Source organism: Variovorax sp. FW305-3-2-15-B-LB1, from assembly GCF_058787635.1.
Genome location: NZ_JBYSZY010000005.1, coordinates 43,647 through 68,968 on the forward strand (window position 1 = coordinate 43,647; position 25,322 = coordinate 68,968).

A 25,322-nucleotide genomic window follows, 5' to 3' on the forward strand; every position below is an offset into this window, starting at 1 on the left:
CCATGGCAAGAATGAAGTTCGTCTGCGATTCCGAGCGCTGCATCGAGTGCAACGGCTGCGTCACGGCCTGCAAGAACGAGAACGAGGTGCCCTGGGGCGTGAACCGCCGCCGCGTGGTCACGCTCAATGACGGCCTGCCGGGCGAGAAATCGATCTCGGTGGCCTGCATGCACTGCTCCGACGCGCCCTGCATGGCGGTGTGCCCCGTGCAATGCTTCTACCGCACCGACGAAGGCGTGGTGCTGCACGACAAGGACGTGTGCATCGGCTGCGGCTACTGCTCGTACGCCTGCCCTTTCGGCGCGCCGCAGTTCCCGTCGCAAGGCACCTTCGGTGCGCGCGGCAAGATGGACAAGTGCACCTTCTGCGCCGGCGGTCCCGAAGCCAACGGCTCCGAAGCCGAGTTCGAGAAGTACGGCCGCAACCGCCTGGCCGAAGGCAAGCTGCCGGCCTGCGCCGAGATGTGCTCGACCAAGGCCCTGCTGGCCGGCGACGGCGACGTGGTGGCCGACATCTTCCGCACCCGCGTCGTGCACCGCGGCACGGGCGCCGAGGTCTGGGGCTGGGGCACGGCCTACGGCTCGCAGCAGGCCGGCACGCCGCCCACCGGAGGCACCAAGTGAAGCGCGCGGTCGTGATGCTCGTCGCGCTCGCCTCGGGCGCGATGTTGCTGGCGGCCTGCAGCGAGAAGCCGCAGACGAACGCCGAGGGCGTCAAGCACGACGCGGTGCCCTGGAGCGGCACGGGCACGCAGGCCAACACCGGCACCGCCTTCACCGCGCCCGGCTGGAAGGTGGGCGACAAGACGGCGTGGGAGCAGCAGATCAAGACGCGCTCCAACGGCCAGAACGAGTACACCCGAGAAAACTGAACCGGAGGCCGCATGAGCGTCACCATTCGCACCAGGCACGCGTTCCACGCGCTGCTGGCGACCGCGCTCCTGGGCTGGGCGGCGGTGGCGCCGGCCCAGGAGGCCAAGCCGGCCGCGAGCGGCGCCGTGACCGCGGCGCCCGCCCCTGCTTCGCCTGCTGCAGCCTCCGCAGCGGCACCGAAGGCCGAGGGCGGCATCCGCAGCCAGAACATCTTCGACGTCAAGCCCGAGGCCAGCGCCGACCCCAACTACCTCAACCAGACCAACGGCGAGCGCAACAAGGTGCAGCCCGGCAACAACGCGCCGATGTGGCGCCAGGTGAGCGGCGGCGTCACCGGCTACAGCAGCCTGCCGGTGAGCCAGGCGCCCGAGGCCGGCAACCTGATCCAGCGCTTCGTGCAGTACCCGGGTTCGCGCTTCACCAACGCGGGCGAGGCCTGGCGGCAGGTGCGCAACGACTGGATCATTCCGTACGGCGCGGCGCTGCTCTTCGTGACGCTGCTGGCGCTGGCCATCTTCTATTTCACGCGCGGGCCGATCCGCCTGCACGGCACCGAAACCGGCCGCAAGATCGAGCGCTTCACGCCGTTCGAGCGCGCCACGCATTGGTCGAACGCACTGGCCTTCGTCACGCTCGCGATCTCGGGCATCGTGATGGCCTTCGGCAAGTTCTTCCTGCTGCCGGTGCTGGGCAGCACGCTGTTCGGCTGGCTCGCCTACGTGCTCAAGACGGTGCACAACTTCGTGGGGCCGCTGTTCGTGGTGACCACGCTGTTCATGATCTTCACCTTCATCCGCAGCAACTGGCCGAGCAAGGACGACTTCACCTGGCTGCGGCACGGCGGCGGCCTGTTCGGCGGCAAGGAGCCCGCGTCGCACCGCTTCAACGCCGGCGAGAAGGCGGTGTTCTGGGGCGGCGTGCTGTTCCTGGGCAGCATCGTCATCGCCTCGGGCCTGTTCCTGGACAAGCTGCTGCCCGGCTTCGTCTACACGCGCGGCGAGATGCAGGTCGCGCACATGGTGCACGCGGTGGCCACGCTGCTCATGATGGCGATGATCATGGGCCACATCTACATCGGCACGCTGGGCATGGACGGCGCCTACAAGGCGATGCGCGAAGGCTATGTCGACGAGGCCTGGGCGCGCGAGCACCACAAGCTCTGGTACGACGACATCCAGGCCGGCAAGATCCCCGCGCAGCGCTCGCAACCGGCCGGCGCATCCGAGCCCGCACGGCCGGCAACGGCGCAGCAAGGAACCTCCGCATGAAGCACACGCTGACCCTTCTCCTGTGCGCACTCGCTGCGACCTCCGCTGTCGCCAAGCTCCCCCCGCCCACGCCGGAAGCGCAGGCCAAGGCCGCCGAGGCCGCGGCCCGCACCGCGTGGAGCGCCAAGACCGACGGCTACCTGCTGTGCAAGTCACAGGACCAGGTCGCCGCCAAGTACCGCGCGAGCGCACAGGCCGCCGGCAAGCCGGCACCGGCCGCGGTGGCCACGCCGCCCTGCGTGGACCCGGGGCCTTACGCCGCCGCCCCCAAGGTTGAAACCAAGCCCATCGAAGCATCGGGCGCCCACTCCCCGGCCCCCACGGCCGCGTCGCCGCCGAGCTCGAACCAGACCTCGGCACAGACGAATCCCGCACCCAAGAAGTAGGCCGGCGGCGCACCGCGCGTGCGCGGACGCGGCTGAAGAAAAAAGCGACTGCAAATGGCCCGCCGGCAAGGTCCGGCACGGCCGCTCTTGCGCATGGCTGTCGGGTGCCATGCCCGACCACGCCGGCGACCTCCAACTTCTATACTGGCCCCGATGCCCACACCCGAACGAACCGCCTCGACCGATGTGCGTATGCGCGGCTTCACGCAGCGCGCCGAGGTGCCCACCGCCCTCGCCTGGATCGACGCCCACACGCCCTTGCTGCCCGGTGAATCCGTGGCTGTCGACGAGGCCACGGGGCGGGTGCTGCTGCAGGAGGTGATCGCGCCCATCGCGGTGCCCGAGTTCGACCGCGCGGCCATGGACGGCTATGCGCTGCGCGGCGGCGAGACCACGGGCGCCGGCGAATACAACCCGCTCGAGTTCCCGATCGCCGGCCACGCCTGGCCCGGCCGCCCCTTCGATGGCGAGGTGCCCGCGGGCGCCGCCATCCGCATCATGACCGGCGCCCCGGTGCCGCGCGGGCTCGATGCCGTGGTGCCCGCCGAATACGCGAGCGAGCAGGACGGGCGACTGGCCATCACGCGCGCCGTCGCGCCGGGCCAGCACGTGGGCCACGTCGGTGAGGACATCGCGCGCGGCAGCACGGCACTGGCCGCCGGCCGCCGCCTGCGCCCGCAGGACGCGGGGCTGGCAGCGTCGCTCGGCCTGGCGCAGTTGCAGGTGGTGCGCCGGCCACGCGTGCGGCTGCTCGTCACCGGCAACGAGGTGCGCGCGCCCGGCACGCCCAAGGGCCCGAGCGAGATCTACGACGCCAACTCCGTGACCTTGCGCGGCCTCGTGGCGCGCGATGGCGGCCTGCTCGAGTCGCACCAGCGCCTGGGCGACGACCCGCAAATCATCTCGCAGGCCCTGGCCGCGCCCGGCGCCGATGTGGTGCTCATCTCCGGCGGCTCCAGCGTGGGCGCCGAGGACCACGCGCCGCGCCTGCTGGCCGAACTCGGCGACCTCGCGATCCACGGCATCGCGATGCGGCCTTCCAGCCCGGCCGGCATGGGGCGCATCGGCGACACGCTGGTGTTCCTGCTGCCGGGCAACCCGGTCTCCTGCCTGTGCGCCTACGACTTCTTTGCCGGGCGTGCGATCCGCCTGCTCGGCGGCCGGCCCGCCGACTGGCCCTACCCGCGCATGCGCGCCACCGTGGCGCGCAAGATCGTCTCGCAGGTGGGGCGCGTCGACTACGTGCGCGTGAAGATCGGCGCCGACGGCGTGGAGCCGCTCGCGCTCTCGGGCGCCTCGGTGCTGAGCTCGACCACGCGCGCCGACGGCTTCGTGATCGCCCCCGCCGAAAGCGAAGGCTTCGGGCCCGGGACCGACGTCACTGTTCATCTGTACGAGTGCCTGTGAAAGCCCAATCGCAATTTCTCGATGTCGTCACGCGGGACGAGGCCGAGCGCCGCTTCCGCGAACACCTGCGCCTCGCGCCGCTGGGCCGCGAGACCATTCCCCTGCACGCGGCGCTGGGCCGGGTGCTCGCCGACGACGCGGTCGCCGCCATCGACGTGCCCGGCTTCGACCGCTCCAACGTCGACGGCTTTGCCGTGCAGGCCGCCGACACCTGGGGCGCGATGGAAGAACAGGTCCGTGCGCTGGCCCTCGTGGGCGAGACGCTGGCACCCGGCATCGTGCCGCGGCGCGAAGTGACGCCCGGGTGCGCCACGGCGATCGCCACCGGCGGCATGCTGCCGCGCGGTGCCGATGCGGTGGTGATGGTCGAACACACCGACCTCGACGACGGCAACGTGCAGGTGCGCCGCGCGGCCACGGCCGGCGAGAACGTCAGCTACGCCGGCACCGACATCGCGCGCGGCGAGACCGTGCTGCGCGCCGGCCAGGTGCTGAGCTCGCGCGAGATCGGCGTGCTCGCGGCGCTGGGCCTGGCCGAGGTCGCCGTGTGGCGCAAGCCGCGCGTGGCCATCTTCTCCACCGGCAACGAGATCGTCGCGCCCGGTGCGCCGCTGCCCACGGGCGCGGTGTACGACTCCAACGCCGCCATCATCGGCGCCGCGGTCGAGGAACTGGGCGGCGAGCCGGTGCGCCTGGGCGTGATCCCCGACGACGAGGCCCTGCTGTCGGCCGCACTCGCACGCGGGCTGGCATGCGATGCCGTGGTCTTCTCGGGCGGCACGTCCAAGGGCGAAGGCGACCTGTCGTACCGCGTGGTGGCCGCCCTCGGCGACCCGGGCGTGGTGGCGCACGGCGTGGCGCTCAAGCCCGGCAAGCCGGTGTGCCTGGCGGTCACGGGCGGCAAGCCGGTCGTGATCCTGCCGGGCTTTCCGACCTCGGCGGTCTTCACCTTCCATGAGTTCCTGGCGCCCGTGATCCGCGCCTTCGCGGGCCGGCCGCCGCAGCGGCACGCGCACATGGCGGCCACGCTGCCGATGCGTGTGAATTCCGAGCGCGGCCGCACCGAGTACCTGCTGGTGGGTCTGGTGCCCACCGACGACGGCGTGGCCGCCTACCCGATGGGCAAGGGCTCGGGCTCGGTCACCACCTTCAGCAGCGCCGACGGCTTCATCACCATCGGCCAGCACACCGAGATCGTCGATGCCGGCGCCCCCGTGCAGGTGCAGCTGCTGGGCCAAGGGCTGGACGCCGCGGACCTGATCTTCATCGGCAGCCACTGCGTGGGCCTGGACTGGCTGGCCGGCGAGCTGATGCGCCAGGGCATCCGCATCAAGGCCATGAACGTGGGCAGCACCGGCGGGCTGATGGCCGCCAAGCGCGGCGAATGCGACGTGGCCGGCATCCACCTGATGGACCCGGCGACGGGCGTCTACAACCGGCCGCTGCTCACGCCGGGCCTCGAACTGGTGACGGGCTACGGCCGCATGCAGGGCGTCGTCCATCGCCCCGACGACACGCGCTTCGAGGGCCTGGACGCCGCCGCGGCCATCGCGGCCGCGACCGCACAGCCCGGCTGCACCATGGTCAACCGCAACGCCGGCAGCGGCACGCGCATCCTCATCGACCGCCTGCTCGGCGGCGCGCAGCCGCCCGGCTACGGCGTGCAGACCAAGTCGCACAACGCGGTGGCGGTGGCCGTGGCGCAGCAGCGCGCCGACTGGGGCCTGGCCATCGACACGGTCGCGCGGCAGTACGGGCTGGGCTTCATTCCCGTGCAGGAGGAACGCTACGACTTCGTGGTGCCCCAGGCACGGCTTGCGCGCGCGCCGGTGCAGGCTTTCATTGCGTTGCTGCAATCGGCCGCGGCGCGCGAGGCGCTGGGCCGGCTGGGCTTTCGCGTCGACGCCGCCGCTTGACGGTAGGGCCGCTTCTTTCTTTCACTCTCGAGGACTGACACGATGACGATGGCTTCGCGCAGACGCTTCACCCTTCTCGCCCTCGCCGGTGCGCTTGTCGGCACGCTGCTCGCGCCGATGGCGCACGCACAGGACAAGTTCATCGTGCTGGCCTCGACCACCTCGACGGAACAGTCGGGCCTGTTCAAGCACCTGCTGCCGCAGTTCACCAAGGCATCGGGCACCGAGGTGCGCGTGGTGGCGGTGGGCACGGGCCAGGCGCTGGACATGGCGCGCCGCGGCGACGCCGACGCGCTGTTCGTGCACGACCAACCCGCCGAAGAGAAGTTCGTCGCCGAAGGCTTCGGCCTGCCGCGCCGCCCGGTCATGTACAACGACTTCGTGCTGATCGGGCCCAAGTCCGACCCGGCCGGCGTGCGCGGCAACGACATCGCGGCAGCCCTCAAGCGGCTGGGCACCACGGGCGGCGCCTTCGTCTCGCGCGGCGACAAGAGCGGCACGCATGCGGCCGAACTGCGCCAGTGGAAACTCGCCGGCATCGATCTGGCCGCCGCCAAGCCGGCCGGCTACAAGGAATGCGGCTGCGGCATGGGCCAGGCGCTCAACATCGCGGCGTCGACCAATGCCTATGTGCTGTCCGACCGCGGCACCTGGCTCAACTTCAAGAACCGCGCCGACCTGGGCATCGTGGTCGAGGGCGACAAGCAGCTGTTCAACCAGTACGGCGTGATCGTCGTGAACCCGGCCAGACACCCGCACGTGAAGAAAGACCTGGCGCAAGGCTTCTCCGACTGGGTCGTGTCGCGCGACGGGCAGGCCGCCATCGCCGCGTACAAGATCGGCGGCGAACAGCTCTTCTTCCCAAACGCGGGCCAGTGAACGGCGCGCCGGTCGATGACGGGGCCGGGCTGCGCAATGCGCACGGCCTCGCGCCGGCGATGAAAGCCGTCCCTCGATGAACACAGTGACCGAAGGCTGGGCGCTGGCCTGGCGCCTCATCACCGGCGCCGACCCCGAACTCGTGCGCATCACGGCGCTCTCGCTGCAGGTGAGCGCCACGGCCTGCCTGATCGGCGCGCTGTTCGGCCTGCTGCTGGGCGCCTGGCTCGCGGTGGCGCGGTTCCCGGGGCATGCGCTGGCCGTGTGGCTGGTGAACACGCTGCTCGCGCTGCCCGCCGTGGTCGTGGGCTTGCTGGTGTACCTGCTGCTCTCGCGCTCGGGGCCACTGGGCGAACTGGGCATTCTTTTCACGCCGTCGGCGATGGTGGTGGCGCAGAGCGTGCTCGTCACGCCGCTGATCGCCGCGCTGTCGCGCCGGCTCGTGATGGCGGCGCTGGCCGACGGCGGCGACCAGCTGCGCTCGCTGGGCGCCGGGCCGCTCGCCACCGCATTGCTGATGCTGGTGCACGACCGGATGGGCGTGGCCACCGTGCTGCTCACGGCCTTCGCGCGGGCCATCGCCGAGGTCGGCGCCGTGATGATCGTCGGCGGCAACATCGCCGGCGTCACGCGCGTGATGACCACCACCATCGCGCTGGAGACCAGCAAGGGCGACCTCGCGCTGGCCCTGGCGCTGGGCATCGTGCTGCTGGCGGTGGTCGGCGCGGTCAACGGCGCCATCGGGCTGCTGCAATGGCTGGCCACGCGCCCGCTGAGCACTGCCCCGCCGGCGAAGCCGCGCGCGGTGCGCCGCACGCTCGCCCCGCACACGCCGGCCGTGGCCGGCACGGTGCCGCTGATCCGGCTCGAGCGCGCCACGGTGCGCTTCGGCGCGCTGGTCGCGCTGGACGAGGCCTCGCTGACCCTGCACCGGGGCGACCGGCTCGTGCTCGTGGGCGCCAACGGCTCGGGCAAGACCACGCTGCTGCGACTGCTGCACGGTCTGCTGCCCTGCGAAGGGCGCTGCGAGCGCCTGCCGCTGCGCCCCGAAGGCCGCCTGCCGCGCGCGGCCATGCTGTTCCAGCGCCCTTTCCTGCTGAGCCTCTCGGTGTGGCGCAACGTGTGGGTGGGCCTGTGGCTGGCGGGCGTGCCGGCCGCCGAGCGCAGCGAGCGCTGCGGCCTGGCGCTGGCGCGCGTGGGCCTGCTCGAACATGCCGAGCGCTCGGCGCGTTCGCTGTCGGGCGGCCAGCAGCAGCGCCTGGGCCTGGCGCGCGCCTGGGCGCTGCAGCCCGACATCCTGTTCCTGGACGAGCCCACGGCCAGCCTGGACCCTGGCGCCAAGAACGAGATCGAGGCGCTCATCGAAGAAGTCGCCCATAGTGGCGTGACGATCGTGATGAGCACGCACAACCTCGGGCAGGCCAAGCGCCTGGCCACGCGCGTGGCCTACCTGCACGCCGGGCACATCGTGGTCGAGCGGCCCGTGGCGAGCTTCTTCGACTCGGACGATCTGCCGCCCGAGGCCGCCCAGTTCCTGCAGGGCGAGCTGGGCTGGTACCTTCAGCCCTAGCGCCGGCGGGCGGGTCGGCGGTTCCGCGCCCCTCGCCTTCGCTTACACGGCATCCCGATCCAGCGAGGCAAAATACCGCGATGGAAATCACTGTCGCGGTCTCGCTGCCGACACGCCTTCCTTCCGGGTCTGGGCGCGGCCACTTCCTTCGCCTGCACAGAGACCTCACCGACCGGCTGCGAACGCACGACCGCCCCCCGATAACCGAATACGCAGAGCCCTCATGAAAATCGCCACCTGGAACGTCAACTCCCTCACCGCGCGCCTGCAGCATGTGCTCGACTGGCTCATCGCCAACCCGGTCGATGTGCTGTGCCTGCAGGAGCTCAAGATGACCGACGACAAGTTTCCGCTCGAGGTGCTGAAGTCGGCCGGCTACGAAGCAGCGGTGTTCGGGCAGAAGACCTACAACGGCGTCGCCATCCTCAGCCTGGCGCCGGTGCGCGACGTGGTGAAGAACATCGAGAACTTCGCCGACGAGCAGTCGCGCGTGATCGCCGCCACCATCGAGACGCCCTCGGGCCCGCTGCGCGTGGTGAACGGCTACTTCGTGAATGGCCAGGAACCGGGCAGCGAGAAGTTCGCCTACAAGATGAAGTGGCTCGACGCGCTGCACGCCTACATTGCGCGTGAACTCGCGGCGCACCCGAACCTCGTGCTGCTGGGCGACTTCAACGTCACGCCCGAGGACCGCGACAGCTTCGACCCCGTGGGCCTGAAGGAAACGATCCACCACACGACCGAAGAGCGCGACCATTTCAAGGCGCTGCTCGGCCTGGGCCTGACCGACAGCTTCCGCATGTTCGAGCAGCCCGAAAAGAGCTTCTCGTGGTGGGACTACCGCATGCTGGGCTACCAGAAGAACCGCGGCCTGCGCATCGACCACATCCTCGTGAGCGAGCCGCTGCGGCCGCTGGTGAAGGGCTGCGTCATCGACCGCGTGCCGCGCAAGTGGGAAAAGCCGAGCGACCACGCCCCGGTGGTGCTCGAACTCGGCGCGGGCGCCTGACGGCCATGACGACGCCGATCGCCGCACGCCTGGCCCGTTCCGCCGCGATCGCCGCCGCGGCGCTCGCGCTGACCGCCTGTTCGGTGCTCAAGCCGGGCAGCGGATCGGAAAGCGGCACGGGCAGCACATCGCCCGGCGGCACAACCGCCACCGAAGGCAGCCGCGACGTGCCGACCGTGCGGCTCATCACCGCGCAGACGCCCGCGATCCGCACCTACCGCAAGACCGGCGCGCGCCACATCTACAAGGCGTATGCCAGCCGTATCTACAAGGGCAAGATCCCGCCGCTGGTGTACGCGGTGGTGGTGGTCGAGACGGAGATCGATGCGAACGGCAAGGTCACCAACGTCACTTTCAGCCGCGTGCCCAGCCATGCGCCCGAGGTGCCGCCGATGATCGCGGAGCTGGTCAAGGCGACCTCGCCCTTGCCGAGCCCCGGCAAGCTGGGCGGCCACACGTACGTCGACACCTGGCTCTGGGACAAGAGCGGCAATTTCCAGCTCGATTCGCTGACGCTAGGCCAACGCAGCCGGTAATAAAAAAAGGCCCTGGGAGGGCCTTTTCATTCGATACCGAGTTCCTGGATTTTCCGGGTGATGGTGTTGCGCCCGATGCCCAGCTTCTGGGCCGCCTCGATGCGCCGGCCGCGCGTGTTGGCCAGCGCGGTGAGGATCAGCCGCGATTCGAAGCGGCGCGTGAGCACGTCCCACACGTCGGTGCGGCCTGCGGCCAGCAGCGCCTGAGCTTCGGCTTCGAGGCCGCTTTCCCAGGCGCTGGGGCCGGCGGGGGCGCCTGGCACCGCCTCAGGGGCCGCGACCACCGGTGCGGACGCATCGCGCTCGACGGCCAACGGCGCTGCAGCCTGCACGGGCGCCGCCACCTCGGCCACCGCCACATGCACGTCCGCCCCACTGCCCGCCATCACTTCGGGCGGCAGGTCCTTCGACTCGATCAGCTGCGCCGGCGCCATCACGGTCAGCCAGTGGCAGATGTTCTCGAGCTGGCGCACGTTGCCCGGGAAGTTGAAGGCCGCAAGCCTGGCCAGCGCCGCATCGGAGATGCGCTTGGGCTCGACGCCCAGCTGGCGCGCGCTCTGCTGCAGGAAGTGGCGCGTGAGCGCGGGCACGTCTTCGCCGCGTTCGCGCAGCGCGGGCAGGCGCAGGCGGATCACGTTGAGGCGGTGGAACAGGTCTTCGCGGAAACCGCCGAGCTTCACGCGCTGCTCGAGATCCTGGTGGGTGGCGGCGATGACGCGCACGTTGGCCTTGACCGAGTTGTGGCCGCCCACGCGGTAGAAATGGCCGTCGCTGAGCACGCGCAAGAGGCGTGTCTGCAGGTCGAAGGGCATGTCGCCGATTTCGTCGAGGAACAGCGTGCCGCCCTCGGCCTGCTCGAAGCGGCCGCGGCGCATGGTCTGCGCGCCGGTGAAGGCGCCGCGCTCGTGGCCGAAGAGTTCGCTCTCGAGCAGGTCCTTGGGAATGGCGGCGGTGTTGATCGCCACGAAGGGGCCGTTGGCACGCGGCGAGTGCTTGTGCAGCGCGCGCGCCACCAGCTCCTTGCCCGAGCCCGATTCGCCGGTGATGAGCACCGTGACGTTGCTTTGCGACAGCCGGCCGATGGCACGGAACACGTCCTGCATCGCGGGCGCCTGGCCGAGCATTTCGGGGGCGGCGACCATGCGCTCTTCGGACACCTCCTCGCGCTGGCTTTCGTCGACGGCGCGGCGGATGAGTTCCACGGCGCGCGGCAGGTCGAAGGGCTTGGGCAGGTACTCGAAGGCGCCGCCCTGGAAGGCCGAGACCGCGCTGTCGAGGTCGGAGAAGGCGGTCATGATGATGACCGGCAGGCCGGGGTGCTTGGCCTTGATCTTGTCGAGCAGGTCGAGCCCCGAGCCGCCCGGCATGCGGATGTCGCTCACCAGGACCTGCGGGCCCTGCTGCTCGTCGCCTTCGGCCTGTTCGAGCGCGGCCAGCACTTCGCGTGTGTTCGTGAAGCTGCGCGTGGGCAGGTCTTCGCGCAGCAGTGCCTTCTCGAGCACGAAGCGTATCGATTGGTCGTCATCAACTATCCAGATCGGCTTCATGCATCTCCTCTGTTGCCGGGGCTGCGCTAGGGCAGCGGAATCAATATCTTGAAATCGGTTCGGCCCGGGACGCTGTCGCACTCGATCACGCCGTGATGCTGTTGCACAAAAGTTTGCGCAAGCGTCAGTCCCAGCCCGGTCCCGCCTTCCCTGCCCGAAACGAGCGGATAGAAGATGCGGTCCTTGATCGTGTCCGGCACACCCGGTCCATTGTCGATGACATGCAATTCCAGTGCCAATCGATACCACTGCTTGTTGAAGATCACCTGGCGGGCCACGCGGGTCTTGAAAGTGATCTGCGCATCGCCCGCCGCGCGGCGCTCGGCCAGGGCCTGCGCCGCGTTGTGCGCGATGTTGAGGGTGGCCTGGATGAGCTGCTCGCGGTCGCCGCGGAACTCGGGAATGGAGACGTCGAAGTCGCGCTCGATGTGCAGGTCGCGCGGAAACTCCGCCAGGATCACCGAGCGCACGCGCTCGCAGACCTCGTGGATGTTCACGTCGCCCACCACGTGCGGCCGGCGGTGCGGCGCCAGCAGCCGGTCGACCAGCGTCTGCAGCCGGTCGGCCTCGTGGATGATGACCTGGGTGTACTCGATGAGGTCGCGCGACTCGACCTCCATCTGCAGCAGCTGCGCCGCGCCGCGGATGCCGCCCAGCGGATTCTTGATCTCGTGCGCGAGGTTGCGGATGAGTTCCTTGTTGGCCTGCGCCTGGTCGATCAGGCGCTCCTCGCGGTCCTGGCGCACCTGCTGCTCCAGCGGCGACATCTCGATGATGAGCTCGCCCTTCTTGTCGCCGTGCGCGAGCGTGACCTGCACGGGCATCAGCTCGTGGTTCACGCGCCGCAGGAAGGCCTCGTAGCGCAGCGTGGCGAAGTCGTTGCTGCTGGCGCCGTCGAGGGCGGTGCGCAGCACCTGCGGCTCATGGAAGCAGGCGCCGAACTGCGAGCCCTCGAGCGTGCGCCGCGAGGTACCCAGCGCGTCTTCGAGGCCTGCGTTGGCGAACAGCACCGAGCCGTCGCTGTTGACCACCGCGATCAGCGTGGACAAGAGGTCGAAGGCGCGAAAGCGCGGATTGGCGCCAGTCGCCTTCTTGCCGAACACCATGGACTGCGCGCCGCTTACTGCGCTTGCGGCTTGCCGGGCAGGCGGCCGATTTCGCGGCGGATGCCGGCGATGTCGCTCTCGTTGCGCGCGAGTTCGGCCTTCATCTCGGCCACGCGGTCCAGGTACTTCTGGTAATTGCGGCCCTCGCTGCCCTGCTTCTCGGGCTCGCCGTTGTTGTATTCCTTCTTGAGCTCGGTCTGGCGGGCCTCGGCCTTGCGCAGCTCGGCCTCGAGCACCGAGCGCGCCTCGCCGTCGCGGGCGCGCTGGTCGACGCCTTCGACGCGCGGGCTGCCCGCCGGGGCGCGCGCGGCGGATGAACCGCCCGACGACGACGCACTGCCACCACCGCCGCCCGAAGGCTTCGTGCCCTGCACGACGGTGACGTTGCCGCCTTCCATGATCTTGCAGCCCTTTTGCTGGGCCACGGTCGCGTTGTTGGTGTACTCGTTGCCGCAGCGCCAGACGCGCTCTTGCGCGAGCGCCGCCGTGGCGGTGGCGAACGAGGCGGCGGCCAGGAAAATCAGGGAAGCAGTCTTCATTTGGATCCGGAGAGGGCGCGACAAACGCGCATTTTGATGCAATTCGGGCCCGCTCACGACAGGGTGTTCCGCACCAAGGAAAAAGGACGGCCGGGGCCGTCCTTTTGTCTTACTTGCCCGCCGGGGCGGGCTCGTTGTGGCGCTTTTTACAGCGAGTAGTACATGTCGAACTCGACGGGGTGCGTCGCCATGCGGAAGCGCGTGACTTCCTGCATCTTGAGGTCGATGTACGCGTCGATGTACGAGTCGGTGAACACGCCGCCCTTGGTCAGGAACGCACGGTCCTTGTCCAAGTGCTCCAGGGCCTGGTCCAGGCTGTGGCAGACGGTCGGGATCAGCGCGTCTTCTTCCGGCGGCAGGTGGTACAGGTCCTTGCTGGCGGCTTCGCCCGGATGGATCTTGTTTTCCACGCCGTCCAGGCCGGCCATCAGCAGCGCGGCAAAGCCCAGGTACGGGTTCATCAGCGGATCGGGGAAGCGCGCTTCGACGCGGCGGCCCTTCGGGTTGGCCACGAACGGGATGCGGATCGAGGCCGAGCGGTTCTTGGCCGAGTAGGCCAGCTTCACCGGGGCTTCGAAGCCGGGCACCAGGCGCTTGTAGCTGTTGGTGCCGGGGTTCGTGATGGCGTTCAGGGCACGGGCGTGCTTGATGATGCCGCCGATGTAATGCAGCGCGAAGTCCGACAGACCTGCGTAGCCGTCGCCGGCGAACAGGTTCTTGCCGTCCTTCCAGACCGACTGGTGCACGTGCATGCCGGAGCCGTTGTCGCCGACGATGGGCTTGGGCATGAAGGTGGCGGTCTTGCCGTAGGCGTGGGCCACGTTGTGGATCACGTACTTCTGCAGCTGGACCCAGTCCGCGCGCTGAACCAGCGTGCTGAAGCGGGTGCCGATTTCGAGCTGGCCGGCGTTGGCCACTTCATGGTGATGCACTTCGACCGGGATGCCCAGCGATTCGAGCACCAGGCTCATTTCCGAGCGCATGTCCTGGAAGCTGTCGACCGGGGGCACCGGGAAGTAGCCGCCCTTGACTGCGGGACGGTGGCCGCTGTTGCCGTGCTCGAATTCCTTGTCGGTGTTCCACGAGGCTTCTTCGGACTCGATCTTCACGAAGCAGCCCGACATGTCGTTCTTCCAGCGCACGCCGTCGAACACGAAGAATTCGGGTTCCGGACCGAAGTAGGCGGTGTCGCCCAGGCCGGAAGCCTTCATGTACGCCTCGGCGCGCTTGGCGAGCGAGCGCGGGTCGCGCTCGTAGGCCTTGCCGTCGGCCGGGTCGATCACGTCGCAGGTCAGGATCAGCGTCGTTTCTTCGAAGAACGGGTCGATGTTGGCGGTGTTCGGGTCGGGCATGAGCTGCATGTCCGAGGCTTCGATGCCCTTCCAACCGGCGATGGACGAACCGTCGAACGCGTGGCCCGAGGTGAATTTGTCTTCATCGAAGTGCGACACGGGCACGGTCACGTGCTGCTCTTTGCCGCGGGTGTCGGTGAAGCGCAAGTCGACGAACTTGACCTCGTTTTCCTTGACGAGCTTGAGTACATCGGCGACGGTCTTTGCCATCAGTTTCTCCTGAGTTGGATGGTGGTTAGGAATACAGGGACGGGAGGATGCAGTTTCTGTGCCATTGTCACCCCGCCGGATGAGGCCCGGGTGACGGCCCAGGGGCTGCCGGAAAAGGAAAAAATCACCAAATTGGTGCAGCGCAGATTAACGCACCAATTCAGGGCCAAGCTTCGCATCGAAAGTGTGCAGACCTTCGATCAGCTGGCCATAGGCGGCATCGAGCTTCGCAGGGTCGCCCTTGACGCCGAGCTCGATGTGGCGCCCGTACTGCGGGTGATCCACGCTGGGGAGGCTGAACACCTTGATGCCGGCATGGGCCTGCTCGATGGCCTGCATCAGGGGCGTGAGGGTGGCTTCCATCGCACCGAAAACGATCACGGACTTCTCGGCGATGGCGTTGCGGGTGAACAGATCGGCATAACGGCTGTCGAGCACCGACTCGATCATGGGCCAGGCCATGACCGGAAAGCCCGGCACGAAATGCACGTGCTCGACGCTGAACCCCGGGATCTTGTTGTACGGGTTGCGGATGATCGACGCGCCCTGCGGAAACACGCCCATGTTCAGGCGGTGGATGTTGTCGGGCCGGTCGGGCTCGTAGGGCACGCCCTGCTCCAGGGCCGTGTCCTGCATGCGCTCGCGGATCAGCGCCTCGGCCTCGGGGTGCAGCGCCAGCGGCACGCGCAGGGCCTGGGCGGCGCACTGGCGGGTGTGGTCGTCGGGCGTGGCGCCGATGCCGCCGGTCGAGAACACGATGTCGCCCGAGGCGAAGGCGCGCATCAGGGCCGCGGTGATCCGCGTGGGCTCGTCGCCCACGTACTCGGCCCAGCCCAGCTGGAGGCCGCGCGCGGCCAGCAGCTCGATGACCTTGGCCATGTGCTTGTCGGCCCGCTTGCCGGAAAGGATCTCGTCGCCGACGACGATGAGACCGAATGCGCGTGTCATGGAGAACTCCATTGAGAAAGAGCGGCCTTGTTGGCCTCGGTGGCTTCGGCCGCCTCGAGCGTCTGCTGCGCGTCGCCGCTGCCGGCCGCGGGCTGCTGCGCCGCGCGCTGGGCGCGCAGCTGGGTCAGGGCGTCGAGGCAGTAGTGCGCGAACCAGAGCGCAGAAAAGGCAAAGACCAGCGTGTAGATCCAGATGGCGATCGGCACCAGCACGAAGAAGGCGGCGGCGAACAGCAGGCCCGAGGCCCACACGATGCTCGGCGCGGCGCCCAGGTAGCCGCACAGCACGCCGATGCACAGCAGCGGCAGCCGGTGGGCGCGCAGCAGCGCGGTGCGTTCCTCGGGGCTGGCGTGCTCGGCCAGCGCGTCGAAGCTCATCACCCGGTAGGTCAGCCAGCCCCAGATCAGCGGCGGCAGGATCAGCACCAGCGGCGGAATGAGCCACAGCGGCATCGACACCACCAGCGCGATCAGCGCCAGCACGGTGGCGCCGAGCGAGCGCAGCACGCTGCCGAAGAAGGAGGCGCCCTTCTTCTGCTCGAGCGTCGGAAAGCGCCGTTCGGCCACGAGCTTGGTGAGCGCCGGCGCCATGAAGCCGGCCACGATGAGCAGCGACAGCACCACGATCAGCGGCGTGACGCCGAACACCACCACCAGCGGCGCCAGCGCGGCCGTGACGTCGCTGGAGAAGAGGCGCCCGATCCAGGCCCAGAAGCTGGACAGCAGCGGCCAGGCGTCGAGGGCCTCGCGCGTCCAGGCGACGGCGGCGTCCCAGTAGAAGTAGCCGAGCCCCGCGGCCAGCAGCACCATGAGCGCCAGCGGCAGGAGCGACAGCACGATCACGCGCGGGAGCATGCAATAGGCCACCGCGCGCCAGAAGGAGTCGAGGAGCAGGCGCATGAGGTTCGAGGATAGCGCAAGGCCCCGGCCCGCCAGCCGCCGGGCCCGCGGGCGGATCAGGCGCGGCCGAACAGCCGCTTCAGCCCCAGCCACTGCTGCGACCAGAAGCCCTGGCCGTAGTCGCGCGGGCGGCCGTCGGCGCCGGGCTCGACCTGGTCGCGGATGCCGGTCGGGTCGTAGCGGTTCTCGAAGTTGGCGGTGCGAAAGAGCATGTCCCACCAGGGCAGCAGCACGCCGAAGTTGTGGCCGCCGAGCGTGCTCCGGCCGTGCGACTCATGCCCCAGCCCGATGCTGTGGTGCAGCCGGTGAAAGCGCGGGCTGACCCACAGCCGCTCGCCGATGGCGCCGAAGCTCAGCCGCAGGTTGGCGTGCTGCAGGCTCTCGCTGAGCTGGGTGAAGGCCACGACGGCGATGAACTGGCCCGGCGCCACGCCGATCAGCTGCGCCACGATGACGATGAGCGTGTCGTGGATGACGTCGTCCAGCAGGTGGTTGCGGTCGTCGCTCCACATCGTCATCTGGCGCTGCGAGTGGTGCAGCGAATGCAGGCTCCACCACCAGTTGAACTGGTGCTGGCCGCGGTGAATCCAGTAGCCGACGAAGTCGAGCACCACGAGGTAGATGGCAAAAGCCACCCACGGCACGTCGGTCACGCCGGGCCATGCCTCGTCCAGGTGGAAGGTGCCCCACCCGGCCATGCGCAGGCTGCCGAGCAGGTCGTCGAACAGCGGCTGCAGCGTGAAGAACAGCGCCAGCCGGAACAGGCCCAGCCGGTGGATCAGTGTGTAGAGCACGTCGATGCGGATGGCGCGGCGGTCGGTCACGGGCTCGACCGCGCGCCAGCGCTGCAGCGGGCCGATCACGGCCAGCAGCACGAGGATCTGGATCACGCCGACCAGCAGCCAGCCGGTGGCGTCGAAGGCGTCCTCGGCCCAGCCGCCCAGGCCGATGGCGTACACCAGCGGCTGCACGGCGGTCTCGAAGAGCCAGCCCTGCATGGCGGAAAAAACGTCGGTCAACCAGTCGATCACGGCGAAAACTCAGAAATCAAGAGTGGGAGGCGATCCAGGCGCGGTAGTCCGGGTGCTGGCGCAGCGTGCGAAAGCAGAAGCCCTTGGCCTTCAGGCCGACGATGAGCGGCTCCAGGTTGGCGGGCGCCCACGGGTCCTTGCGCGACCAGATGCCCAGGTGCGCCAGCAGGATGTCGCCGGGGCGGATGCCCGCGAGCGCCTGGGCCAGCAGCTTCTGGTTGCTGAACGCCTCGCTGGGCAGCTCGTCGCCCAGGAAGCCGGCGGGCGACCAGCCCACATGCGCGTAGCCGCAGTCCCTGGCGGCCGCCAATAGAGCGGGCGAGGTCTTGCCGCCCGGCGCGCGGTACAGCGGCAGCGGCTTCTTGCCGGTGATGGCGGCCAGACGCTCGGACGACTTGCGGATGTCGGCGCAGTACTGGGCCGCGCTCCAGACCGACTCCTTGCCGGTCTGCGGGCCGGCCGACGGCTTGATGCGAAAGCTGGGCGGCGTGCCCTTGACGTCGCCGCGCCAGTAGGCGTGGTCGTAGGTGTGCGAACCGAACTCGTGGCCCTCGGCCGCCCTCGCCTTCCACCACGGCGCCCAGTGGTCGTCCAGGCTGTCGCCGTCGGTCTGGGTGCGCTCGGCGGCGGCGAAGAAGGTGACGCGCACGTCCTGGCGCTTGAGCACGTCGGCCACCAGCGGGGCGATGCCCATGTGGCCGGTGTCCAGCGTCAGGTAGACCGGCTTGTCGCAGGCGGCGGCTTCCTGTGCACCGGCCGCCGGCACGGTGACGCAGGCCAGCGCCGCGACGGCGAAGGCCACCCCGGCGGTGCGCAGGCCGCGCACGCGCTCAGATGCGCTTGGCATGGTCGAGGGTCCAGACGCCGTGCGGCGAGCGGCCGACGTTGATCTGCCGCACGACCTTCTGGCTCGCGAGATCGACCACCGTGAGCTTCTTGGCCCAGCGCGAGGTCACGTACAGCGTCTTGCCGTCGGCCGACACGTCCATGCAGTCGGGGCCGCCGGGCACGTTGTAGGTGGCGACGACCTTCAGCGTGGTCAGGTCGATGCGGCTGATGGTGTTGGCGACCCGGTTGCTCACGAACACGGTCTTGCCGTCGCCGGCCGAGCGGAAGGCGTGGGCGCCCTTGCCGGTGGGGATCTTGCCGACCAGCTTGGGCTGGGCGCCGGCCACGTCGAACACCTGCACGCCGTCGCTGCCCGTGAGGCCCACGAGCAGCGTCTTGTCGTTGTGGGCGCCGAAGATGTCGGCCGGCATGGCGCCAGTGGCCATGCGCCAGCGGATGGTCTGCGTCGGCAGGTCGACCGCGATCAGCTCGTCACTGTCCTGCATGGTGACGTAGGCCACCGTGCTGGTGTTGTCGATCCAGATGTGGCTGGGCGTCTTGCCGGTGGCGATGCGCTTGGCCAGCTTCAGGTCCTTGCCGTCCCAGCGGTACACGTCGACGTGGTTCAGGCGGTTGGCCGCCGTGACGAACCACTTCATGTCGCGCGAGAACTGCAGCTGGTAGGGATCGATGATGCCGTACACCACGCGCTGCACCTCGGCCGTGCGCGGGTCCAGGAAGGTGAGCGAATCGCCCGCCGAATTGGCCACGATGACCGACTTCTCGTCGGGCGTCATGTAGATGTGGTGCGGCTCCTTGCCAGTGGGAATGCGCTGCTTCTCGGTCCAGTCGACCGGGTTGATCACGCTCACGCTGGCGTCCAGCGAATTGAGCACAAAAACCGGTGGAGGGGCCGGCGGCGCCGCCGCGGCGGGGAGGGTCACCAGGGCTGTCAGGCACAGGCAGGACAGCAGGAAGGCCGCGATGCGGCCGTTCGGGCGGGCAGGGAGTCGCAAGGGAAGGTTCCGGGAGAGGGTTAACAATCTTAACGGTCGAACCCGACAAACAGCTGACCGCCGGCGCGCCCTCACCCGCTGTTGCGCCCGGCGCCTTGACCTATGTCAAGCGGCCCGGGGCACGGGCGCGCGCAGCTGGGCCACCTGCTCGGCCGTGAGCCAGCGCCATTGCCCCGGCGCCAGGTCCTCCGGCAGCGCCAGGCCGCCGATGCGCGAGCGATGCAGGCCCTCGACCCGATTGCCGACCGCGGCCAGCATGCGCTTGACCTGGTGGTACTTGCCTTCGGTGAGCGTGAGCCGCAGGTGCAGCGGGCTGTCGGACTCGCAGGCGGCCGCGCGCACGGGCTTCGGATCGTCGTCGAGCACCACGCCGGCCAGCAGCTTGGCGATCTGCGCCTCGTCGATGGGGTGCTTGGCCGTCACCTCGTAGACCTTGGGCACATGGTGCTTGGGCGAGCCCATCTTGTGGATGAACTGGCCGTCGTCGGTCAGCAGCAGCAGGCCGGTCGTGTCCTGGTCGAGCCGGCCGATGGCCTGCACGCCCTGCACCGCGCCCTTGTTGGGCCGCAGGCGCAGCGGCAACGGCAGCAGCGTGTAGATGCTCGGGTAGGTCGAGGGCTTCTGCGAGCACTCGGTGCCGGCCGGCTTGTGCAGCATCAGGTAGGCCTTCTCGTGGCAGGCCCACTCGGTGCCCTGCACGGTGAACAGCAGGCCTTCGGGGTCGAAGTCGGCAAAAGGGTCGGTCACGGCCGCGCCGGCGACGCTCACGTGGCCTTGCTGGACCAGCCCCGCGCACACGCGGCGGGTGCCGAAGCCCTGGGTATAGAGGATGTCTTGCAGGTGCATGAAAAATGAAAAAAGCGGCCGTGCCGACAGGGGCACGACCGCCTTCGAGTGTGCCGCAGGTTCAGTAGCCTGCTGCCAGGCCCGTGTTGCGGCGCGGATCGTTGGCGCCGTAGAAGCGGTTGGCACCCACCGGCTTGCCGCCCAGCGAGGGCGCGCCGACGATGATCGCCGCCAGGTGGTTGGCCGGCTGCGGCACGCCCAGGTTGTGGCCCATGTCGGTCAGGATCTTGCGGGTGTCGGGGCTGATCGCGAAGGTCTCGACGTTGGTCACGTCGGGCAGCCACTGCTGGTGGAAGCGCGGCGCATCGACGGCCTCCTGCACGTTCATGCCGTAGTCGACCACGTTCAGGATGGTGTGCAGCACCGCCGTGATGATGCGGCTGCCGCCCGGCGTGCCGACCACGAAGACCGGCTTGCCGTCTTTCGACACGATGGTCGGGCTCATCGAGCTCAGCGGGCGCTTGCCCGGGGCGATGGCGTTGGCCTCGCCCTGCACCAGGCCGTACATGTTGGGCACGCCGATCTTGGAGGTGAAGTCGTCCATCTCGTTGTTCAGCAGCACGCCGGTCTTGTCGGCCGTGACCTTGGCGCCGAACCAGTCGTTCAGCGTGTAGGTGACCGAGACCGCGTTGCCCCACTTGTCGGTGATCGAGTAGTGGGTGGTGTTGCTGCCCTCATGCGGCGCGACGCCGGGCTTGATGTCCTTGGAGACGCCGGCCTTCTTGGGGTCGATGGCGGCGCGGATCTTGGCGGCGTAGCCCTTGTCGAGCAGGCGATCGAGCGGGTTCTTCACGAAGTCGGGGTCGCCCAGGTAGCTGTTGCGGTCCACGTAGGCGTGGCGCATGGCTTCGATCTGGTAGTGCACCGACTCCGCCGAACGGAAGCCCAGGTCCTTGAGCGGATAGCCCTCCAGGATGTTGAGCATCTCGCAGATGATCACGCCGCCCGAACTCGGAGGCGGCGCCGACACCACGCGGTAGCCACGGTAGTCGCACTCGACCGGCGCGAGTTCGCGCGTCTTGTACTGGTCGAGGTCGGCCTGCGTGATGATGCCCTTGCCGGCCTGGCTCGACGCCACGATGGCCTTGCCGACCCAGCCCTTGTAGAAGCCGTCGGTGCCCTTGGCGCTGATTTCCTTCAGCGTCTTGGCGAGGTCTTTCTGCACCAGCTTCTGGCCGACCGCGAAGGGCTCGCCCTTGTTCAGGAAGATCGCGCCGGAGACCGGATCTTTCTTGAAGTCGTTGGTGGCGGTGAGCAGCATGTCGATGTCGCCCTGCTCCAGCGCGAAGCCCTTGTCGGCCAGCTGGACCGAGGGGGCGATGAGGTCGGCGCGCTTCATCGTGCCGTACTTCTCGCGTGCGTACTCCATGCCCGACACCGAGCCCGGCACGCCGACGGCGAGGTGGCCGTGGGTGCTCAGACCCTTGACGACGTTGCCGTCCTTGTCGAGGTACATGTTGGCCGTGGCGGCCAGCGGTGCCTTCTCGCGGAAGTCGAGGAAGGTCTTGCGGCCGTCGGCCAGCTGCACGGTCATGAAGCCGCCGCCGCCGAGGTTGCCGGCCGCCGGGTACACCACCGCCAGCGCATAGCCCACGGCCACCGCCGCGTCGACCGCGTTGCCGCCGCGCTTGAGCACATCGACGCCGACCTTGCTGGCCAGGTGCTGCGCGCTCACGACCATGCCGTGCTCGGCCGCCACCGGCGCCTGCGACGCGGCCTGCGAGCCGCCGGCCGCCGCCAGGGTGAGCGCGGCCGCGACGGCGGCGCGCAGGGTGGGGGTCCACTTGAAGTGCTGCATGGAAAAGTCTCCTCTGTGCGTTGGATGAAGAATGAGGGAGGGGTGAATGGTGTGGGCCTTCAGGCCGTGAGCAGCGCCTTGCGCCGCAGGCTTTGCAGCGCCTGCGCCACCTGCTCCTGCGCGAAGGCGTGCAGCGCCGACGGGTCGGTGAGCGGCTGCTCGTCCTTGAGGAAGCGCAGGCGTTCGGCGCGCACCTCGTCGAGCAGGAAGGCGGCCAGCGCCTCGTGCGTGTGCGCCCCGTCGAGCAGCGGCAGCAGGCTGCGTTCGAGCACCGTGAGCGACACCGGCTCGTGCCACTGGTTGCAGAGCACGGCCGTCGCCTGCGATGCGGGCACACCGGCCAGCGCGCGGCGCACCGGGGCCAGCACCTGCGGCAGCGCGGACACCGACGCAGCCGCCGACACCGGCGTGCGGCGGATGCGCAGCGCGCCGAGGATCAGCAGCTCCTCGAGCATGGCGAGCACGATGGGTTCGACGGCCGCGCGCGACTCGCCGGTGAGCGTCACCACGGCCGCGAGCAAAGCCTCGGTCGACATCGAACACGGATAGCTCGCGTCGAGCGCCTGCGCCACCGCCTTGTGCGCCGGCAGCCGCAACGTGACCTTCAGGTCGCGCAGCGCGGTGCAGGGCTGCTCGCGGGCGTCGATCGTGAGGGCCTCGCCGCCGTCGACGCGGAAGACGCCGGCGAACTCCAGCGCGCGCAGGCGGGGAACTTCGAGGCGGTAGCGGATGTTCGCGGCATTGCCCTGCTTCACCAGCAGCGTCTGGCGGAAGGTGCGGTTGACCAGGAAGTCGAGGTACTGCTCCATCATCACCTGGCTGCCGCCGCACTCGCGCAGCAGCGGGTCGCGCACCTTCTCGCCGTAGTTCTGCACGAACATGGTCGAGGGCTCGGCGTCGCACAGGTAGGCCAGCCCGCGCGCCTCGGCACGCGCGACGAACTCCTTGAAATAGCAGGGCTCGTTGCAGGGCTCGAGGAACTCGTGCAGCAGGTAGTAGTTGCCGGAGTTGCGCACGATCGGCATCGTCTCTTCGAGCGTCTTGCGCAGCACGCTGTCGGGCCGGGCCGACTGTTCGAGGAACTCGAGCATGCCGCGCGCGTACGACAGCTTTTCTTCGGGCGTGTCGCGCGGGCCGCCGCGCAGGATCATCGCGTCGCGCACGATCTCGCGCGCCTTCCAGCCCGGGTACACGTTGTAGCTCAGGTAGGCCACGCCGCCCGGCGCCAGGTTCTCGGCGCACACGCGCAGGATCGCGTCCTGCACCGGCCCCGGCACCCAGCTGTAGACGCCGTGGCAGACGATGTAGTCGAACAGGCCGAACGAGGCGTCGATGTCGGCGATGTTGAAGGCCTTGAGCTCGATGTTCGACAGCCCCGCCTGGTCGAGCGCCGCAGCGCCCTGAGCCACCTGCACGCGCGACAGGTCGACCCCGACCGCGTGGGCTTGCGGATGGCGCGCCGCGAACGGGATCAGGTTGCCGCCGGCGGCGCAACCCAGCTCAAGCACGCGCGCCTTCTGCGGCGGCGGCGCCTCGAGCCCGAACAGGAAGGCCAGGGCTTCCAGGTGCTCCACGGCGGACTGGGGAAACGGGTGCGAGTCGTAGGGCACCGCATCGTAGTAACTGGTGAGCGTGGAAGTCAGAGAGTCCGGCACGAACGTCCTTTGGGGATCGGAAGGGGCTGCAGCAGTGCTCGCAGACTATAGCCCCGTGCCCTCGCAAAAAGAAGCCGGCGCGGGTCGACCCGGCCTGCCCTGGCCGCGGGCTCATGCGCTTGCACGACCTCTTTAGAATGGCCCGATGAACTGGCGCATCACACTGTTTCCCCTGGCTTTGGTCATTGCCGGCTGCTCGACGCCGCCCAACCAGATCGTTCCCTTCCGCGACGGTGTGCTGCGTGCCATGACCTACACCCAGGCTTCGGACTACTGCAGCGCCAAGAGCCAGGAGCCGAAGTGGCTCGGCAAGGCACCGGCCGAATCCGGCGTGCTGTTCCAGTGCCAGTAGGCCACCTCATCACGCAGGGCTGACGCCCGGCCGCACCGCTCAGGCGTCGACGTCGATGAGCGCCAACCCGCTCTCGCGATCTCAGGTCTTGCGCAGGTAGCCCGGCGACTCGACCATTTCATGGCGAGGCGTGTCCTTCCGTTCGAAACGTCAGCGCGGGGAGTTCTGCCTGCAGTCCTCGGCGGTGCCCCGGCAGTCATCCTGGCGCGAGGGCGCGCCGGGGTCGTCCACGCGGGGCTTGTCTTCGCCGGCCCGCTTCGCGTCCGCCGGTGGCTTTTTCACCATACCGGGGTCGCGGTCGGGCGGCGCGGGCTTCACCAGCCGCGGATGGCCATGGGGCGGCGGCTTCACGAGGAGTTCGGGGTCGGGCCCAGGTTGCGCTTGCGGCTTGACCGGCGGTGTCTTGTCGGCCGACTGCGCGGCAGCCGGCCCGGCGAGGAGCGCCGCGACGCTGATGACCCCGACAGCGAGGCTTCCGGCAAACATCGATTTCGTTGGATTGCGCATGGCGTTCACCCATGGCCCGAAGGTTTCACCGGGGCGTTCCCGGTGGTGTAGGCCTCTTTCGCCAATGGCCGCAAGTCGGCGTCGCGGTGCCTGCGACGCTGGCGCAGCCGCCGGGCGATGGCCGCAGGGATGGCGCGCGCTCAGCCCGCCAGACTGACGCGCACCACGCACGCCGGCGGCACCAGAATCTCGTCGCAGTTCGGCCCGGCCCCGCCGCGGTCGATCACCACGAAGCTGGCCGGCTGCTGCGTGACCACCAGCGGGTGGTGCCAGACGCCGCGCGCATAGTTCACGCCCTGCCGCCCGTCGGTGACGAAGGCGCGGATGTCTTCCACGCGCACCGTGTCGCCCGCCGGCGCCACCACCACGAGAAAGCGGCTGCCGTCCATCGGCACGAAGGCCTGGCTGCCCAGCGGGTGGCGCTCCAGCATGCCCACCTGCAGCGGCAGCGCGTAGGGCTGGGTCTCGAAAATGTTCACCAGCACGCGGCTGTCGCCGGGGCCCGGGTCCACGCGCGCCAGGTCGTGAAAGCGCGTGGTCATGCCCGCGTTGATCGGCATCGACCGTGCGTGCGCGCTCTCGATGACGTCACCGAACGCGGCGAACGCCTCGCGCGTCAGCGGCTGCGCAACGAGCGCGAGCGCCGCGGGCGTGCCCGGCGCCGGGGGCAGGAAAGTGGGGCTGGCAATCGTCAACAGAAACTCCTCGGCTTTTGGTCCAACTGGTATTACCAGTATCCTTGCGATACATCCACCCAGTCAATCTCCCGGCGTCAGGGAAATCGCTAGTGTCCAATGGCGCATGAGGCCTTAAGGTCTCGGTCGCGTTAAATCATACCGGTAATA

25 protein-coding genes and 1 pseudogene are annotated in these 25,322 nt (G+C 69.2%); 12 read left to right on the forward strand and 14 right to left on the reverse strand.

Features of this window, described 5'->3' with window-relative positions; translation table 11 throughout:
* The first annotated feature begins 2 nt into the window (after nucleotides 1–2).
* The 11 genes and pseudogenes from fdh3B (at nucleotide 3) to AC3WQR_RS04865 (ending at nucleotide 9,843) form a co-directional block, all read left to right on the forward strand.
* Nucleotides 3–623: a formate dehydrogenase FDH3 subunit beta gene (gene fdh3B / locus AC3WQR_RS04815; RefSeq protein WP_062470938.1), complete on the forward strand. Its 621-nt coding sequence runs from the start codon at nucleotides 3–5 to the stop codon at nucleotides 621–623.
* On the forward strand, nucleotides 620–871 hold the full coding sequence (locus tag AC3WQR_RS04820; RefSeq protein ID WP_082817975.1) for a hypothetical protein: 252 nt from the start codon (nucleotides 620–622) through the stop codon (nucleotides 869–871). The genes fdh3B and AC3WQR_RS04820 overlap by 4 nt, the downstream gene beginning before the upstream one ends.
* Nucleotides 872–883: 12 nt before the next feature.
* Nucleotides 884–2,140, forward strand: coding sequence for a formate dehydrogenase subunit gamma (locus AC3WQR_RS04825; RefSeq protein WP_492741284.1), 1,257 nt, complete (start codon nucleotides 884–886; stop codon nucleotides 2,138–2,140).
* Nucleotides 2,137–2,526, forward strand: coding sequence for a hypothetical protein (locus AC3WQR_RS04830; protein WP_095744480.1), 390 nt, complete (start codon nucleotides 2,137–2,139; stop codon nucleotides 2,524–2,526). Before AC3WQR_RS04825 ends, AC3WQR_RS04830 begins: the two co-directional genes overlap by 4 nt.
* Before the next feature lie 153 nt (nucleotides 2,527–2,679).
* Entirely contained in the window at nucleotides 2,680–3,933 is a 1,254-nt protein-coding gene (locus AC3WQR_RS04835; protein ID WP_492741285.1) for a molybdopterin molybdotransferase MoeA, read from the forward strand.
* The gene (locus AC3WQR_RS04840) at nucleotides 3,930–5,849 is read left to right on the forward strand and encodes a molybdopterin biosynthesis protein (RefSeq protein WP_492741286.1); all 1,920 of its coding nucleotides are present in this window, start codon (nucleotides 3,930–3,932) and stop codon (nucleotides 5,847–5,849) included. Before AC3WQR_RS04835 ends, AC3WQR_RS04840 begins: the two co-directional genes overlap by 4 nt.
* Before the next feature lie 48 nt (nucleotides 5,850–5,897).
* A complete protein-coding gene (locus tag AC3WQR_RS04845) occupies nucleotides 5,898–6,728 on the forward strand; it encodes an ABC transporter substrate-binding protein (RefSeq protein ID WP_492741287.1) in 831 nt (276 codons plus the stop codon).
* A gap of 76 nt (nucleotides 6,729–6,804) precedes the next feature.
* A pseudogene (locus AC3WQR_RS04850) lies at nucleotides 6,805–7,482 on the forward strand (ABC transporter permease); the annotation flags it as partial.
* A 126-nt stretch (nucleotides 7,483–7,608) separates the two neighbouring features.
* The gene (locus AC3WQR_RS04855) at nucleotides 7,609–8,298 is read left to right on the forward strand and encodes an ATP-binding cassette domain-containing protein (protein WP_492741353.1); all 690 of its coding nucleotides are present in this window, start codon (nucleotides 7,609–7,611) and stop codon (nucleotides 8,296–8,298) included.
* Nucleotides 8,299–8,521: 223 nt separating this feature from the next.
* Nucleotides 8,522–9,307 carry an exodeoxyribonuclease III gene (gene xth, locus AC3WQR_RS04860; protein ID WP_062470919.1) on the forward strand — a complete coding sequence of 262 codons (786 nt, stop codon included), beginning with the start codon at nucleotides 8,522–8,524 and terminating at the stop codon, nucleotides 9,305–9,307.
* 5 nt (nucleotides 9,308–9,312) lie between these two features.
* A complete protein-coding gene (locus AC3WQR_RS04865) occupies nucleotides 9,313–9,843 on the forward strand; it encodes a hypothetical protein (protein WP_492741288.1) in 531 nt (176 codons plus the stop codon).
* A 26-nt stretch (nucleotides 9,844–9,869) separates the two neighbouring features.
* Here AC3WQR_RS04865 and ntrC read toward each other — a convergent pair whose 3' ends face one another.
* From ntrC to AC3WQR_RS04925, 12 genes are all read right to left on the reverse strand, one after another.
* Nucleotides 9,870–11,390 carry a nitrogen regulation protein NR(I) gene (gene ntrC, locus AC3WQR_RS04870; RefSeq protein ID WP_354347834.1) on the reverse strand — a complete coding sequence of 507 codons (1,521 nt, stop codon included), beginning with the start codon at nucleotides 11,388–11,390 and terminating at the stop codon, nucleotides 9,870–9,872.
* Nucleotides 11,391–11,416: 26 nt separating this feature from the next.
* Entirely contained in the window at nucleotides 11,417–12,496 is a 1,080-nt protein-coding gene (gene glnL / locus AC3WQR_RS04875) for a nitrogen regulation protein NR(II) (RefSeq protein WP_062470910.1), read from the reverse strand.
* 14 nt (nucleotides 12,497–12,510) lie between these two features.
* Nucleotides 12,511–13,035, reverse strand: a complete 525-nt coding sequence (locus AC3WQR_RS04880) for a hypothetical protein (RefSeq protein WP_095744472.1) — start codon at nucleotides 13,033–13,035, stop codon at nucleotides 12,511–12,513.
* A gap of 146 nt (nucleotides 13,036–13,181) precedes the next feature.
* Nucleotides 13,182–14,597 (reverse strand): type I glutamate--ammonia ligase, encoded by a 1,416-nt coding sequence (glnA, locus tag AC3WQR_RS04885; protein WP_062470904.1) that lies wholly within the window; start codon nucleotides 14,595–14,597, stop codon nucleotides 13,182–13,184.
* 147 nt (nucleotides 14,598–14,744) lie between these two features.
* Entirely contained in the window at nucleotides 14,745–15,545 is an 801-nt protein-coding gene (locus AC3WQR_RS04890) for a competence/damage-inducible protein A (protein ID WP_167394999.1), read from the reverse strand.
* Complete coding sequence (locus AC3WQR_RS04895; protein WP_492741289.1) at nucleotides 15,542–16,444, reverse strand: EI24 domain-containing protein; 903 nt, start codon at nucleotides 16,442–16,444, stop codon at nucleotides 15,542–15,544. Before AC3WQR_RS04895 ends, AC3WQR_RS04890 begins: the two co-directional genes overlap by 4 nt.
* 56 nt (nucleotides 16,445–16,500) lie before the next feature.
* A complete protein-coding gene (locus tag AC3WQR_RS04900) occupies nucleotides 16,501–17,475 on the reverse strand; it encodes a sterol desaturase family protein (protein ID WP_070059806.1) in 975 nt (324 codons plus the stop codon).
* Between the two features lie 16 nt (nucleotides 17,476–17,491).
* Nucleotides 17,492–18,322, reverse strand: coding sequence for a polysaccharide deacetylase family protein (locus AC3WQR_RS04905; RefSeq protein WP_492741290.1), 831 nt, complete (start codon nucleotides 18,320–18,322; stop codon nucleotides 17,492–17,494).
* Nucleotides 18,306–19,319, reverse strand: coding sequence for a YncE family protein (locus tag AC3WQR_RS04910; RefSeq protein ID WP_492741291.1), 1,014 nt, complete (start codon nucleotides 19,317–19,319; stop codon nucleotides 18,306–18,308). The genes AC3WQR_RS04905 and AC3WQR_RS04910 overlap by 17 nt, the downstream gene beginning before the upstream one ends.
* A gap of 105 nt (nucleotides 19,320–19,424) precedes the next feature.
* Nucleotides 19,425–20,165 carry a pseudouridine synthase gene (locus AC3WQR_RS04915; RefSeq protein ID WP_492741292.1) on the reverse strand — a complete coding sequence of 247 codons (741 nt, stop codon included), beginning with the start codon at nucleotides 20,163–20,165 and terminating at the stop codon, nucleotides 19,425–19,427.
* A 61-nt stretch (nucleotides 20,166–20,226) separates the two neighbouring features.
* Nucleotides 20,227–21,963 (reverse strand): gamma-glutamyltransferase, encoded by a 1,737-nt coding sequence (gene ggt, locus AC3WQR_RS04920; RefSeq protein WP_095950003.1) that lies wholly within the window; start codon nucleotides 21,961–21,963, stop codon nucleotides 20,227–20,229.
* A gap of 59 nt (nucleotides 21,964–22,022) precedes the next feature.
* Nucleotides 22,023–23,618 (reverse strand): class I SAM-dependent methyltransferase, encoded by a 1,596-nt coding sequence (locus AC3WQR_RS04925; RefSeq protein ID WP_492741293.1) that lies wholly within the window; start codon nucleotides 23,616–23,618, stop codon nucleotides 22,023–22,025.
* A 145-nt stretch (nucleotides 23,619–23,763) separates the two neighbouring features.
* Here AC3WQR_RS04925 and AC3WQR_RS04930 point away from each other — a divergent pair, with 145 nt between their 5' ends.
* Nucleotides 23,764–23,970 carry a hypothetical protein gene (locus tag AC3WQR_RS04930; RefSeq protein WP_062470893.1) on the forward strand — a complete coding sequence of 69 codons (207 nt, stop codon included), beginning with the start codon at nucleotides 23,764–23,766 and terminating at the stop codon, nucleotides 23,968–23,970.
* Nucleotides 23,971–24,120: 150 nt separating this feature from the next.
* Here AC3WQR_RS04930 and AC3WQR_RS04935 read toward each other — a convergent pair whose 3' ends face one another.
* Together AC3WQR_RS04935 and AC3WQR_RS04940 are read right to left on the reverse strand one after the other, a co-directional pair.
* Entirely contained in the window at nucleotides 24,121–24,477 is a 357-nt protein-coding gene (locus tag AC3WQR_RS04935; RefSeq protein WP_354347828.1) for a hypothetical protein, read from the reverse strand.
* Nucleotides 24,478–24,617: 140 nt separating this feature from the next.
* Entirely contained in the window at nucleotides 24,618–25,175 is a 558-nt protein-coding gene (locus tag AC3WQR_RS04940) for an ureidoglycolate lyase (protein ID WP_062470974.1), read from the reverse strand.
* Nucleotides 25,176–25,322 lie beyond the last annotated feature (147 nt).

What these genes read in the sequence shown, in the direction of transcription:
- fdh3B (WP_062470938.1), top strand. Translation starts at nt 3, where the DNA reads ATGGCAAGAATGAAGTTCGTCTGCGATTCCGAGCGCTGCATCGAGTGC.
- AC3WQR_RS04825 (WP_492741284.1), top strand. Translation starts at nt 884, where the DNA reads ATGAGCGTCACCATTCGCACCAGGCACGCGTTCCACGCGCTGCTGGCG.
- AC3WQR_RS04830 (WP_095744480.1), top strand. Translation starts at nt 2,137, where the DNA reads ATGAAGCACACGCTGACCCTTCTCCTGTGCGCACTCGCTGCGACCTCC.
- AC3WQR_RS04835 (WP_492741285.1), top strand. Translation starts at nt 2,680, where the DNA reads ATGCCCACACCCGAACGAACCGCCTCGACCGATGTGCGTATGCGCGGC.
- AC3WQR_RS04845 (WP_492741287.1), top strand. Translation starts at nt 5,898, where the DNA reads ATGGCTTCGCGCAGACGCTTCACCCTTCTCGCCCTCGCCGGTGCGCTT.
- xth (WP_062470919.1), top strand. Translation starts at nt 8,522, where the DNA reads ATGAAAATCGCCACCTGGAACGTCAACTCCCTCACCGCGCGCCTGCAG.
- AC3WQR_RS04865 (WP_492741288.1), top strand. Translation starts at nt 9,313, where the DNA reads ATGACGACGCCGATCGCCGCACGCCTGGCCCGTTCCGCCGCGATCGCC.
- ntrC (WP_354347834.1), bottom strand. Translation starts at nt 11,390, where the DNA reads ATGAAGCCGATCTGGATAGTTGATGACGACCAATCGATACGCTTCGTG.
- glnL (WP_062470910.1), bottom strand. Translation starts at nt 12,496, where the DNA reads ATGGTGTTCGGCAAGAAGGCGACTGGCGCCAATCCGCGCTTTCGCGCC.
- AC3WQR_RS04880 (WP_095744472.1), bottom strand. Translation starts at nt 13,035, where the DNA reads ATGAAGACTGCTTCCCTGATTTTCCTGGCCGCCGCCTCGTTCGCCACC.
- glnA (WP_062470904.1), bottom strand. Translation starts at nt 14,597, where the DNA reads ATGGCAAAGACCGTCGCCGATGTACTCAAGCTCGTCAAGGAAAACGAG.
- AC3WQR_RS04890 (WP_167394999.1), bottom strand. Translation starts at nt 15,545, where the DNA reads ATGACACGCGCATTCGGTCTCATCGTCGTCGGCGACGAGATCCTTTCC.
- AC3WQR_RS04895 (WP_492741289.1), bottom strand. Translation starts at nt 16,444, where the DNA reads ATGCGCCTGCTCCTCGACTCCTTCTGGCGCGCGGTGGCCTATTGCATG.
- AC3WQR_RS04905 (WP_492741290.1), bottom strand. Translation starts at nt 18,322, where the DNA reads ATGCCAAGCGCATCTGAGCGCGTGCGCGGCCTGCGCACCGCCGGGGTG.
- AC3WQR_RS04915 (WP_492741292.1), bottom strand. Translation starts at nt 20,165, where the DNA reads ATGCACCTGCAAGACATCCTCTATACCCAGGGCTTCGGCACCCGCCGC.
- ggt (WP_095950003.1), bottom strand. Translation starts at nt 21,963, where the DNA reads ATGCAGCACTTCAAGTGGACCCCCACCCTGCGCGCCGCCGTCGCGGCC.
- AC3WQR_RS04930 (WP_062470893.1), top strand. Translation starts at nt 23,764, where the DNA reads ATGAACTGGCGCATCACACTGTTTCCCCTGGCTTTGGTCATTGCCGGC.
- AC3WQR_RS04935 (WP_354347828.1), bottom strand. Translation starts at nt 24,477, where the DNA reads ATGCGCAATCCAACGAAATCGATGTTTGCCGGAAGCCTCGCTGTCGGG.